The organism is Allobosea sp. TWI1241 (assembly GCF_039673065.1).
Classification (GTDB): domain Bacteria; phylum Pseudomonadota; class Alphaproteobacteria; order Rhizobiales; family Beijerinckiaceae; genus Allobosea.
Genome location: NZ_JBDJKW010000014.1, coordinates 61,530 through 74,279, shown reverse-complemented (window position 1 = coordinate 74,279; position 12,750 = coordinate 61,530). Strand labels below are relative to the sequence as shown.

Annotated in this window: 10 protein-coding genes; 5 read left to right on the top strand and 5 right to left on the bottom strand. The window is 70.9% G+C overall.

The window, feature by feature from the left end; all coding sequences use genetic code 11:
• The first annotated feature begins 140 nt into the window (after positions 1–140).
• Both ABE438_RS16755 and ABE438_RS16750 read left to right on the top strand, forming a co-directional pair.
• Complete coding sequence (locus ABE438_RS16755) at positions 141–1,433, top strand: adenylosuccinate synthase (protein ID WP_346503799.1); 1,293 nt, start codon at positions 141–143, stop codon at positions 1,431–1,433.
• Between the two features lie 31 nt (positions 1,434–1,464).
• The gene (locus tag ABE438_RS16750) at positions 1,465–2,658 is read left to right on the top strand and encodes a serine/threonine-protein kinase (protein WP_346503798.1); all 1,194 of its coding nucleotides are present in this window, start codon (positions 1,465–1,467) and stop codon (positions 2,656–2,658) included.
• A 500-nt stretch (positions 2,659–3,158) separates the two neighbouring features.
• On the opposite strand, the gene ABE438_RS16745 is transcribed toward ABE438_RS16750, so the two are convergent.
• The gene (locus tag ABE438_RS16745) at positions 3,159–4,781 is read right to left on the bottom strand and encodes a peptide chain release factor 3 (protein WP_346503797.1); all 1,623 of its coding nucleotides are present in this window, start codon (positions 4,779–4,781) and stop codon (positions 3,159–3,161) included.
• A gap of 156 nt (positions 4,782–4,937) precedes the next feature.
• Here ABE438_RS16745 and ABE438_RS16740 point away from each other — a divergent pair, with 156 nt between their 5' ends.
• The 3 genes from ABE438_RS16740 (at position 4,938) to ABE438_RS16730 (ending at position 9,105) form a co-directional block, all read left to right on the top strand.
• The gene (locus ABE438_RS16740) at positions 4,938–6,614 is read left to right on the top strand and encodes a methyl-accepting chemotaxis protein (RefSeq protein ID WP_346503796.1); all 1,677 of its coding nucleotides are present in this window, start codon (positions 4,938–4,940) and stop codon (positions 6,612–6,614) included.
• A 209-nt stretch (positions 6,615–6,823) separates the two neighbouring features.
• Entirely contained in the window at positions 6,824–8,176 is a 1,353-nt protein-coding gene (locus ABE438_RS16735) for an APC family permease (RefSeq protein WP_346503795.1), read from the top strand.
• A gap of 26 nt (positions 8,177–8,202) precedes the next feature.
• Complete coding sequence (locus tag ABE438_RS16730; RefSeq protein ID WP_346503794.1) at positions 8,203–9,105, top strand: class I SAM-dependent methyltransferase; 903 nt, start codon at positions 8,203–8,205, stop codon at positions 9,103–9,105.
• A 65-nt stretch (positions 9,106–9,170) separates the two neighbouring features.
• Here ABE438_RS16730 and ABE438_RS16725 read toward each other — a convergent pair whose 3' ends face one another.
• The 4 genes from ABE438_RS16725 to ABE438_RS16710 form a co-directional block, all read right to left on the bottom strand.
• Entirely contained in the window at positions 9,171–9,947 is a 777-nt protein-coding gene (locus tag ABE438_RS16725) for an ABC transporter permease (RefSeq protein WP_346503793.1), read from the bottom strand.
• Entirely contained in the window at positions 9,944–10,882 is a 939-nt protein-coding gene (locus ABE438_RS16720; protein ID WP_346503792.1) for an ABC transporter ATP-binding protein, read from the bottom strand. The genes ABE438_RS16725 and ABE438_RS16720 overlap by 4 nt, the downstream gene beginning before the upstream one ends.
• 176 nt (positions 10,883–11,058) lie before the next feature.
• Entirely contained in the window at positions 11,059–11,754 is a 696-nt protein-coding gene (locus ABE438_RS16715; protein WP_346503791.1) for a hypothetical protein, read from the bottom strand.
• 48 nt (positions 11,755–11,802) lie between these two features.
• The gene (locus tag ABE438_RS16710; RefSeq protein WP_346503790.1) at positions 11,803–12,729 is read right to left on the bottom strand and encodes a pentapeptide repeat-containing protein; all 927 of its coding nucleotides are present in this window, start codon (positions 12,727–12,729) and stop codon (positions 11,803–11,805) included.
• Between the last annotated feature and the right edge of the window lie 21 nt (positions 12,730–12,750).

Sequence of the window (12,750 nt, the reverse complement as noted above, 5' to 3'; positions counted from 1 at the left end):
ACGCGAAACCCCGGCCTTGCGCCGGGGTTTTCGTTTGTGCGGGCGCTTTGCGCCGATGCATTTTCTCCGGCGCCTGCCGGGCGGGGCGACAGGCGCCTACCGCCCCCGGCGCGGACCGAAGCGAGAGAAAGGTCTCCGCGATGACGAACGTGGTCGTGGTCGGCGCCCAGTGGGGCGACGAGGGCAAGGGCAAGATCGTCGACTGGCTGTCGAGCCAGGCCGATGTGGTGGTGCGGTTCCAGGGCGGCCACAATGCCGGCCACACGCTCGTCATCGACGGCAAGGTCTACAAGCTCTCGCTGCTGCCGTCGGGCATCGTGCGCCCGGGCAAGCTCTCGGTCATCGGCAACGGCGTCGTGGTCGATCCCTGGCACCTCGTCGAGGAGATGGCCCGCCTGCGCGACCAGGGCGTGGCGATCTCGCCCGAGAACCTGCGCATCGCCGACAACGCCACGCTGATCCTGCCGCTGCACCGCGAGCTCGACCATTTCCGCGAGACCTCCAGCGCGACGCTGAAGATCGGCACCACCAAGCGCGGCATCGGCCCGGCCTATGAGGACAAGGCCGGCCGGCGCGCCATCCGCGTCATCGACCTCAAGGACCCGGCGATCCTCGCCGCCAAGATCGAGCGCCTGCTCGCCCATCACAACGCGCTGCGCCGCGGGCTCGGCATCGACGAGGTCGACGGCGCCGAGCTGCTCGCCCAGCTCCAGGCCGTCGCGCCGCAGATCCTGCCCTATGCCGACACGGTCTGGGCCCTGCTCGACGCCGAGCGCCGCGCCGGCAAGCGCATCCTGTTCGAGGGCGCACAGGGCGCCCTGCTCGACGTCGACCACGGCACCTATCCCTTCGTGACCTCGTCGAACATCGTCGCCGGCCAGGCCGCGACCGGCTCGGGCCTCGGCCCCTCGGCGGTCGGCTACGTGCTTGGCATCGCCAAGGCCTACACCACCCGCGTCGGCGAGGGCCCGTTCCCGACCGAGCTCAACGACGAGATCGGCGAGCTGATCGGCCAGAAGGGCAAGGAATTCGGCGTCGTCACCGGCCGCAAGCGCCGCTGCGGCTGGTTCGACGCCTGCCTGGTGCGCCAGACCGTCAAGACCTCGGGCATCGACGGCATCGCGCTGACCAAGCTCGACATCCTCGACGGCTTCGACGAGATCAAGGTCTGCACCGGCTACCGCCTCGACGGCGAGGTGCTGGAGCATCTTCCCGCCGGCCAGAGCGACCAGGCCCGCGTCGAGCCGGTCTACGAGACGATTCCCGGCTGGCAGGGCTCGACCGCCGGCGCCCGCTCCTGGGCCGACCTCCCGGCCCAGGCGATCAAGTATGTCCGGCGGATCGAGGAGTTGATCGGCGCCTCGGTCGCGGTGCTCTCGACCAGCCCCGAGCGCGACGACACCATTCTCGTCACGAATCCGTTCGAGGGTTGACGGGCCGGACCAAGACGGACATCTGAGGCCAATGGCGGATTTCCATCCCATTCTGGCGCGGGCGATCGCCGGGCTCACCGACAAGTCGCCGGAAGCGCGGCAGGCGGTCTATGACCGTGCCCGCACCGCGCTGATCGCGCAGCTGCGCGGCCTCGACCCGCCGCTCTCCGAAGCCGACATCACCCGCGAGCGCCTGTCGCTCGACGAGGCGGTGGCGCGCATCGAGGCGGAAATCACCCTGGCCGACGCGATCGAGCCGAGCCTGCCGCCCCTGCCGGCGGCGCGCCCGGCGGTCGAGGAGCCGGAGCCGCCGGGGCGTTCCGTCCCGGCCGACCAGCCCGAGCCGGCCCAGCCGGCCGGCGAGGACCAGGCGGCACTGCGCCCGCGGGTCGCGCCGCAGCGCCGCCGCTCCGTCGATCCCGGCCATCTGCGCACCGCCATCGTCGGCGGCGGCGTCGCCATCGCGGTCGCCGCCATCGCCGGCACGGCCTATTACATCCACAAGGTCAACCCGGGCGACCAGACGGTGCGCACGCGCACCGAGACGCTGCAGCGCCCGGCCCAGCAGCCGCAGGACCAGGCCGGCAAGATCGTCGAGCGCGCCGGCGGCGAGCCGGTCTCCGGCACGCAGCAGGGCCAGCGCAACGGCGCGGCGACGCAGGCCCCGGGCGAAGCCCTGCCGGTCTCGCAGCGCGCCGTGCTCTATATCGAGGTGCCCGAGACCCCGCAGCAGCCGCGCACCGTGCCCGGCCGCGTTTCCTGGCGCCTCGACAGCGATACGGTCGGCCAGGGCCAGCCGGTCGAGACCATCGTGCGCGCCACGATCGAGATTCCCGAGGCCGGCACCTCGCTGGACTTCACCATCCGGCGCAACACCGACGCCGCCTTCCCGGCGACCCACATCATCGGCATGCGCTTCACCACCACCGGCGAGGCGGCGAACGACGCCATCCGCGAGGTCGGCGTGCCGCAGTTCAAGGTCGAGGAGAGCGAGCGCGGCGCCCCGCTCTCGGCCATCGCCTCGGCGCTCGGCGACAACCTGTTCGTCGCGGCGCTGTCGAGCGTGCCGGTCGAGGCCGAGCGCAATCTCGGCCTGCTGCGCGACCGCGCCTGGATCGACCTGCCGGTCCGCTTCGCCTCCGGCCGCCGCGGCATCATCACCTTCGAGAAGGGCGCCGCCGGCGCCCAGACCATGGTCGACGCCCTCAACCGCTGGCAGCGCTGAGCCGCCGATCGGGAGCAGGCGAGCGGGGCCACGGCTCCGCGCTGCGGCCAGGACGTGCCGGCTGCGGCGCGCTGCAGCGCCCAGGCCGATGCGCTGTCCGGTGAGGCGCCACCTTGCGCCGGACGCGCCGCGCCGCGCCCCCCGCCGTCATTCCAAGGCGGGCCGAAGGCCCGAGCCCGGAACCCATGACCGGGTGAGCGATGAGGCGAACCGCCAACGGCCTTCCATCCCTCACTCGACGCGGTCCGGGCTGAAGAGCTGGATCGTCGGGCAAGCCGGCCATGCTGGAAACGGCGGTGCCGGCGCGACGCCACGGCTCGCGGGCCGAGCCACTCGCGATGAGGCGGGACGCGGGCCCGCGGCCGCATGAGGACCCGCGGGGTCACGGGGTCCGGGCTCCTCGCTGCGCGAGGCCCCCGACTGGCGGACGATGGCCGGGAGGGAATAACGGGGAGGTCGGGAGTCCTGTGACGAAGGGCGCCGAGGCGCGCCCGCCGGCCTCAGCCGGCGGCGCCCTTCTGGTAGTCCTTGACGTCGGAGAAGACGATCTCCGGCACCCGTTCGGCGTCGTATTTCAGCGTGAACTGCGAGGAGGCCATGAAGACCGGGTCGCCGTCGAGGTCGTCGGCCATGGCCGAGGGCCGGGCGGAGACGAATTTCTGCAGGGCGGCCGCATCCGTGCTCGAGACCCAGCGCGCGATCGCGAACTGGCAGGGCTCGAAATCGACCGGCAGCGAATACTCGACCTCCATGCGCTCCTTGAGCACGTCGAGCTGCAGCGCGCCGACGACGCCGACGATGGCGGGGGCGCCGTCATGCGGCAGGAAGAGCTGGACCACGCCCTCCTCCGCCATCTGCTGCAGCGCCTCGCGCAGCTTCTTGGCCTTCATCGCGTCCTTGAGCTTGACGCGGCGCAGGATTTCCGGCGCGAAGCTCGGCACGCCCTTGAAGACGACGTCCTCGCCCTCGGTCAGCGTATCACCGATGCGCAGCGTGCCGTGGTTCGGCAGGCCGACGATGTCGCCGGCATAGGCCTCCTCGGCGATCGAGCGGTCGCGCGCGAAGAAGAACTGCGGCGCGTTCAGCGGCATCGGCTTGCCGGTGCGCACCAGCTTGGCCTTCATGCCGCGCGAGAGCTTGCCCGAGCAGACGCGCATGAAGGCGATGCGGTCGCGGTGGTTGGGATCCATGTTCGCCTGGATCTTGAAGACGAAGCCGGTCATCTTCGGCTCGCCCGCCTCGACGGCGCGCTTGTCGGCCTGCTGGGCGCGCGGGCTCGGCGCATGGCGGCCGAGCGCGTCGATCAGGTCGCGCACGCCGTAGTCGCGCAGCGCCGCGCCGAAATAGAGCGGCGTCAGATGCCCCTCGCGGAAGGCCTCGAGGTCGAAGGGCTTCAGCCCCTCGCTGGCGAGGAAGACCTCCTCGCGCCAGGTCTCGGCCGCGCCATGCGGCAGCAATTCGTCGAACAGCGCGTCGTCCGGGCCGGAGACCGTCTGGTCCTGCGCGTTCTCGTCGCCCTTCTGGTTGCGGCGGAAGGTGTTGGCGTGGAGGTCGTAGGTGCCGGCGAACTCGCGCCCGCGCCCGACCGGCCAGGTCATCGGCGCGACGTCGAGCGCCAGCGTGTTCTCGATCTCGGCGATCAGGTCGAAGGGATCGCGGGTCTCGCGGTCGACCTTGTTGATGAAGGTGACGATCGGGATGTCGCGCAGGCGGCAGACCTCGAACAGCTTCTTGGTACGCGCCTCGATGCCCTTGGCGGCGTCGATCACCATCACCGCGCTGTCGACCGCCGTCAGCGTGCGATAGGTGTCCTCCGAGAAGTCCTCGTGGCCCGGCGTGTCGAGCAGGTTGAAGACGTGCCCGCCATACTCGAAGGTCATCACCGAGGTGACCACCGAGATGCCGCGCTGGCGCTCGATCTTCATCCAGTCCGACGAGGTCTGGCGCCGGCCCTGCTTGGCGCGCACCTCGCCGGCGAGCTGGATCGCCCCGCCGAAATACAAGAGCTTCTCGGTCAGCGTGGTCTTGCCGGCGTCGGGGTGCGAGATGATCGCGAAGGTCCGCCGGCGCGCATGCTGAGCGCCGGCAGCCGCACGGCCGTCGAGGGTCTGGTGATCGGTCATGGCCGGTGTGAGACAGGATGCCGGCTCCCGAGTCAATCGCCCGGATCAGGCCGGCCGGCTCAACCCCTTGTTAACCGCGCGGCACCTATCGCTAGGGGAGGTTTCCCGCTGCGCGCCTGACGACGAAGTCGCGGCCGTCGCGCGCGTTGAACAGCCTTGCTGCGAACCATCTCGAGCCAGATCCTCGCAGCCGTGCTGCTCCCCGTCGTCGTCGCCGGCCTGGCGCTCGCCGTCGCCACCGGCACGCTCAACCGCTATTCCGAGCTGACCGGCGCGATGCAGTCCGCCTCGCGCCGTGCCGCGATCAGCGGCCAGGTCGCCGGGCTGGTGAACACCGTCGTGATGGAGTCGCGCGGCGTCTATCTCAGCCGCGATGCCGAGGAGGCCGCGACCTATTCGGCCCATCTGGTGCAGGGCCTGCGCCAGATCGAGCTGCTCCTGACCGAATGGGAGCCGCTGCTCGACGATGACGACCGCGCCAAGTTCACCGAGATTTCGGGCAGTCTCGCGGAGTTCACGGCATTGCGGCGCAAGATCGTCGGGCTTGCCGCGAAGGGCGACATCGCCGGCGCCCACGCGCTCGGCACCGGACCGGCCGTCGTCGCGGCACGCCAGCGCCTGACCGGAGAGCTGCGGCGCATCTCCGGCGAGCACGCCGCCGAGAGCCGCGGCATCACGATCGATCTCGGCCATGTCCGCGCCGGCAACATGAAGCTCATGATCGGTTCCGGGCTGACCGCGCTGGCGGTCGGGCTCGGCCTGGCGCTGCTGATCGCGCGCCGGCGGGTCTCGACGCCGCTGCGGCAGCTGTCGAACAGTATGCAGGCGCTCGCCCGCTCGGCCCCGGTCGGCGACATCCCGCTGACCGACCGCAATGACGAGATCGGCGACATGGCGCGCTCCGTCGCCGTGTTCCGCGACAATGCCCGCGCCCGCGCCACGCTGGAGGCCGCCGCCGCCCGCGAAGAGGCGGCGCGATCCGCCCGCCAGGCCCGCATCGACGAGATCGTCGCGGCCTTCGACGCCAGGCTCGCCGGCGCGCTGCGCACCGTCGCCTCCGGCGTGGACGGGCTGGAGGCCGCCGCCCGCATGCTCAACGGCGTCGCCACCACCGCGACCACGCAGCTGACCGAGGCCCGCCAGGCCTCGCAGGAAGCCTCCGGCAACGTCCACCAGGTCGCCTACTCGGCCGAGAACCTCTCGGATTCGATCACCGAGATCGCGGCGCGCATCACCCAGGCCAACAGCATGGTCGGCGGCGCGGCGCAGGATGCGGCGGGCGCCAGCCGCCATGTCGGCAATCTCGCCCGCGCCTCCGACCAGATCGTCACGGTGATCGACCTGATCCGCGACATCGCCGAGCAGACCAACCTGCTGGCGCTCAACGCCACCATCGAGGCGGCCCGCGCCGGCGAGGCCGGGCGCGGCTTCGCGGTCGTCGCCTCCGAGGTCAAGACGCTGGCGAGCCGCACGGCCGAGGCCACCAACGGCATCGCCTGCCAGATCGCCTCCTTCCACGACGAGGCGGAAGGCGCCGTCACCGCGATCGGCACCATCACCCGCACCATGGCGGAGGTCTCGCAGCAATCCTCCGCGATCGCGGCCGCCACCGAGGAGCAGCGCGCCACCACCTCCGAGATCGCCCGCAACGCCCAGGCCGCGGCCCATGGCTCGGCCACCGTCGCCCAGCGCCTGGCCAGCATCGCCGGCAATTCCGACGACGCGATGCGCTCGGCCGCCGAGGTGCTGCGCACCGCCGAGAACCTCGCCCGCGAGGCGACCGCGCTGCGCGGCGAGATCGACAGCTTCTTCACCCGCATCCGCAGCGCCTGAGGCGCCGCCGCGCCAGCGTGCATGCTCCCGCCTCCGCCTCAGGCCGGGTGACGAAAGGTCACGCGACCGTGAACGAACCCGGGTGGCCTTTCCGGTGTTTCCGTCTTTGATGTCCCGTGACGGTGCGGCAACCGCCCGTCCAGGACGTGACGAAGCCGGGAGGACCGATGGCGACTGGAAGCCGAGCCGAACCACAACCCGTTCTCTCCGTGTTCGACGCCGTGACCATCATGGTCGGCATCGTGGTCGGCATCGGGATCTTCAAGACGCCGTCCCTCGTCGCCGCCAATGTCGATAGCGGCTTCGCCTTCATCGCGGTCTGGGTGCTCGGCGGCGCCGTCACGCTGGTCGGGGCGCTCTGCTATGCCGAGCTCTCCGCCGCCCATCCCCATGCCGGCGGCGAATACCATTTCCTCTCGCGCGCCTATGGCCGGCCGGTGGCCATGCTGTTCGGCTGGGCCCGCGGCTCGGTGATCCAGACCGGCGCGATCGCCGCCGTCGCCTTCGTGCTCGGCGACTATGCCGCGCAGCTCTGGCCGCTCGGCCCCCATGGCGGCGCGATCTGGGCGGCGCTGGCCATCGTGCTGCTCACCGCCGTGAACGTGATCGGCACGGTCGAGAGCAAGCTGACCCAGATCGCGATGACCTTCGTCGAGGTCGGCGCCATCGCCGCGATCATCGTCTTCGGCCTGTTCGGCAGCGCCGACCCCGCCGCTGCGGCGGCCGCGCCGAGCCCGGCCGGCCCGGGCGCAGCGCTCGGCATGGCGATGATCTTCGTGCTGCTGACCTATGGCGGCTGGAACGAGGCGGCCTATCTCTCCGGCGAATTGCGCGACGCACCGCGCCGGATCGGCCGGGTGCTGATCATCGGCACCGCGATCATCACCACGCTCTATGTTCTCGCCAATCTCGCGCTGCTCGGCACGCTCGGCCTCGACGGTTTGCGCAACTCCAGCGCCATCGCCGCCGACATGATGCGGGCGGTGGCGGGTGAATCCGGCGCGGTGCTGGTCAGCGTCGCCATCGTCGCCGCCGCCTTCTCGACGCTGAACGCCACGATCTTCACCGGCGCGCGCGTCTATTACGCCATGGCGCGCGACCTGACCCTGCTGCCCAGCGTCGGCGAATGGAATGCGCGCGGCACCACCCCGGCCAACGGGCTGATCCTGCAGGGGCTGGTGGCGCTGGTCCTCGTCGGCCTCGGCTCGGCGACGCGCGACGGCTTCCAGACCATGGTCGACTACACCGCCCCGGTGTTCTGGGCCTTCCTGCTGCTGGTCGGGATCGCGCTCTTCGTGCTGCGCCGGCGCGAGCCGGACCGGGAGCTGCCCTTCCGCGTGCCGCTCTACCCGCTGACCCCGGCGCTGTTCTGCCTGAGTTGCGCCTATATGCTGCACGCCAGCCTCGCCTATACCGGCAAGGGCGCGCTGTTCGGGCTGGCCGTCGTCGCCGCCGGCGCGCCGCTGCTGCTTTTCCGCCGCCGCGCCGAGGCCGGCGAGACGGCCACCGCAGCATCCGCCGCACACCCTGCCGAGGCCCGCCCCGCCGCGGCCTCCGACTGATCCTCCCCACCGAAAGGACACGACCGATGACGACGATCCGGACCCTTGCGGCGGCCTGTGCCGTTTCCATGCTCTCGCTGGGCCTCGCCATGGCGCAGACGCCGGCGCAGACCCCTGCCCCTGCCCCCGCCGCCGGCGGCGCGGCCAAGGACAAGTCCATGGAGACCTCCGCCCCGAAGGCGGAGAAGGCCTATGAGCCGGTCTCCGGCCAGGCCGGCAAGGACGTGGTCTGGGTGCCGACCGACCTGACCCTGGTCAACGCCATGCTCGACATGGCCAAGGCGACGCCGGAGGACTATGTGATCGATCTCGGCTCCGGCGACGGCCGCACCGTGATCACCGCGGCCAAGCGCGGCATCAAGGCGCTCGGCATCGAGTACAATCCCGACCTGGTGGCGCTGTCGAAGCGCAATGCCGAGCGCGAGGGCGCCGGCGACAAGGCGACCTTCAAGCAGGCCGACATCTTCGAGACCGATTTCTCGCAGGCGACCGTGCTGACCCTGTTCCTGCTGCCGGAACTGAACCTGCGGCTGCGCCCGACCATCCTCGACATGAAGCCGGGCACCCGCGTCGTCTCCAACACCTTCACCATGGAGAACTGGCAGGCCGACCAGACCATCGAGGTCAGCGACGGCTGCGCCTCCTATTGCCGCGCCTACAAGTGGATCGTGCCCGCCAAGGTCGGCGGCAGCTGGAAGATGCCGAATGGCGAGCTCAAGCTCGAGCAGACCTTCCAGATGCTGAGCGGCACGCTGACCACCGGCACCAAGCAGGCCAAGATCGAGGAGGCCAAGATGACCGGCACCCAGATCGAGTTCACCGCCGACGGTCGCCGCTATACCGGCAAGGTCGAGGACGGCCGCATGACCGGCACGACCGAGGTCGACGGCAAGTCGCAGGACTGGAGCGCCACCCGCGCCGGCGGCTGAGCCGACGCAAGGCCGGACATCGGCTTGCGAGGGCCGCCCGGAAGGGCGGCCCTTTTCGCGACTGGTCAGGCCTTCAGCCGGTAGCCGGTGCGGAAGATCCAGCCGGTCGCCGCGATGCAGGCGGCGAGGAAGACCAGCGTCATCGTCAGGCTGACCGCGATGCCGACATCGGCGCTACCGAAGAAGCTCCAGCGGAAGCCGCTGATCAGGTAGACCACCGGGTTGAACAGGGTCAGCGTCCGCCAGAAGGGCGGCAGCATGTCGATCGAATAGAACGAGCCGCCGAGGAAGGTCAGCGGCGTGACGATGAGAAGCGGCACCACCTGCAGCTTCTCGAACCCGTCGGCCCAGATGCCGATGATGAAGCCGAACAGGCTGAAGGTCGTGGCGGTCAGCACCAGGAAGAGCAGCATCCAGAACGGATGCTGGATCTGCAGCGGCACGAAGAGATAGGCCGTCGCCAGGATGATCAGGCCGAGCAGCACCGATTTGGTGGCGGCCGCCGCAACATAGCCGAACACCGCCTCCCACCACGCCACCGGCGCCGAAAGCAGCTCGAAGATCGTGCCGGTGAACTTGGGAAAGTAGATCGCGAAGGAGGCGTTGGCGATGCTCTGCGTCAGCAGCGAGAGCATGATCAGCCCGGGCACGATGAAGGCGCCGTAGGGCACGCCGTCGATCGCCTGCATGCGCGAGCCGATCGCCGCGCCGAAGACGACGAAGTACAGCGAGGTCGAGATCACCGGCGAAAGGATGCTCTGCATCGGCGTGCGCTTCATCCGCGCCATCTCGAAGCGGTAGATCGCGGCGATGGCGCGGTGATTGATCGCGGAGGTGCTCATGCGTTCGCCTTCAGCAGGCCGACGAAGATGTCCTCGAGCGAGGACTGGCTGGTGTTGAGGTCGCTGAAGCCGATGCCCTCGCGGGCGAGATCGGCGAGCAGCGCCGTGATGCCGGTGCGCTCGGCCTTGGTGTCGTAGCTGTAGACCAGCTCGGCCCCCTCGGCCCGCAGGACGAGCCCGTAGCCGGCCAGTGCCGGCGACACCGCCGAAAGGCGCTCCTGCAGGTTCAGCACCAGCTCCTTGCGGCCGAGCTTGCGCATCAGCTCGGCCTTCTCCTCGACCAGGATGATCTCGCCCTTGCGGATGACGCCGACCCGGTCGGCCATCTCCTCGGCTTCCTCGATGTAATGCGTGGTCAGGATCACGGTCACGCCGCTGTCGCGCAGGCCGCGCACCAGCCGCCACATGTCCTGGCGCAGCTCGACATCGACGCCGGCGGTCGGCTCGTCGAGGAAGAGGATCTGCGGCTCGTGCGCAAGCGCCTTGGCGATCAGCACGCGCCGCTTCATGCCGCCCGACAGCGTCATGATCTTGCTGTCGCGCTTCTCCCAGAGCGAGAGCGAGCGCAGCACCCGCTCGATCAGCGCCGGGTCGCGCGGCTTGCCGAACAGGCCGCGGCTGAAGCTCACCGTGTTCCAGACGCTCTCGAAGGCGTCGGAGGTCAGTTCCTGCGGCACCAGCCCGATCATGCCGCGGCTGGCGCGGTAGTCGCGCTCGATGTCGTGGCCGTCGACGGTGACGCTGCCGCCGCTCTTGCGCACCAGCCCGCAGACGATGCCGATCAGCGTGGTCTTGCCGGCGCCGTTGGGGCCGAGCAGGGCGAAGATCTCGCCGCGCGCGATGTCGAGCGAGACGCCCTTCAGCGCCGCGAAGCCCGAATCATAGGTCTTGGAGAGATCGGAGATCCGGATGATCGGGGGAACGGTCGCGCTCATGGCCTCGCTATAGCCCAATCGTCGCGGGCGGGGAGCCCCACAAACGTCAATGGCCGGGGACGACCCCGGCCATCTCGGCATGCTCCTGCCGTGCGCTGTCAGCGCATGAAGAACCACAGCAGGATGATGATCGGAATCGGCACACCAAGCAGCCACAAAGCGATCGAGCGCATTTGTCAGTCCCCGTTCTCGGTTGATCGTGACGGGACAACGCGCATCGGCGAACTCGGGTTCCCCAACAGGAGAAGCCCCGTGGCGCTCGGATGCCAGAGCGGTCGATAGCCGGCTTTCAAGGCGGCGACGCTGGCCGGCGGGGTCAGCAGCGCCACGCTGCCGCGCGGGCGCGCCAGGGCGGTCCGATAGCCGGCCGGCGACCAGAGAAGCGCCTGCGCGCCGGCGATGGCGAGAAAGCCGCCATCGGCCGCGGCGATCATCGCGCCGTCCGGCAGGTCCTCGGCGCTGGCCGCGTGCAGGCGCTTGGCTCGCCCGTCGCGGCGCTCGCGGTCGAGCCTGGCGTCGAGCGCGACGACGGGAGCCGGCTTCCCCTCCCCCTCGGCCGCGGCAAGCGCGGTGCGATAGGCCAGGGCATCGGCCCGCCGGCACGCCATGCAGGGCCGGTGCCCGGCGGCCAGCGCCGTCACCTCGTCGCAGAAGAACAGCTCGGTATAGCCCGTGCCCCAGACCTCGCGGCGCGGCCAGGGCCCGTCGAGCCGGCAGCACAGCCAGTGCCGCGACGCCTGGATGCGCCGCGGCGTCTCGGCGCGCGCCGGGCCGGCAGCGTGGAAGCGGCCGCCGCGATTGCCGAAAAGCAGCCCTCGCGCCGGATCGGCGCGCAGGCTGCCATCGGGGGCGACGCGGTTGGGCAGGGTCATGCCGGCAGGATGGGGCCGGGCGCCGGCGCCCGCCACCCGGTTCCCGCGTCAGCCGGCGACGCGCAGATGGTCGCGCCGCAGCTGCTCGATCTGCGCCGCGACCGGATGGCGCGGCAGCGCCACGTCGATGCCGTCGAAGCAGCGCCGGCCGAGGAAGCGGGTGCGGGCGAACTCGGCATCGCCGCGGAAGGCGGCGCCGTTGAACCAGGCCGTGCGGCCGAAGCGTGCCTGCGAGAAGGTCACGGCGCCGTCGAACACCGCGCCGTCGAAGCCGGCATTGTCGTCGAAGGCGACCTCGGCGAAATCGGCCGGGCCGGTGCAGGCGATGTCGCCGAAGCCCGCCTCCGCCGCGAAGCGCGCGCCGCGGAACACCAGCGCCTGCTCGAAGCGCGAGCGGCGGAACCAGGCGTCGCGCCCGAACTCGGTCTCGACGAAGCCGGCGACGCCGCCGCAGACGATCTCGCGGAACTCCGCCGCCCGGCCGAATCGCGCCGCGCCGAAATCGGCCGCGGCCGAAAAGCGCGTGCCCTCGAACACCGCGTCGCCGGCGAAGACCGCGTCGCGGAAATCCGCCGTGTCCTCGAAGCGGGCCCGCGAGAACCAGGCATCCCCGGCGAAGGCCGCACCGGCGAAGCGCGCCGGGCCGGGGAAGCGGTAATGCGTCACGTCGAAGGCGTCGTCGAAGGACTCGTCGGCGAGGTCGGTCTCGGCGATCAGCCGCCAGAGCCTGAGGGCCGCCGGATCGAGCCCGAGGCGCAGCCGCGCCATCTGGTCGGCCCAGTGGTTCCACAGCCCGGCCCCGGCATGGAGCCGCACCAGGGTCGCGGCGCGCCGGGCCGCCAGCAGCGCCACGACCGCGCCGTCGCGCGAGCCGTCGATCGCCGCGGCGAAAGCCGGGCCGTGCAGCCGCGCCCACGGGTTGATGGCGAGGAGTTGCGAGCGAAAGTTCGGCACCAGCCCGAACAGGTCGGCCATCGGGACCGGTCCACGTTAATC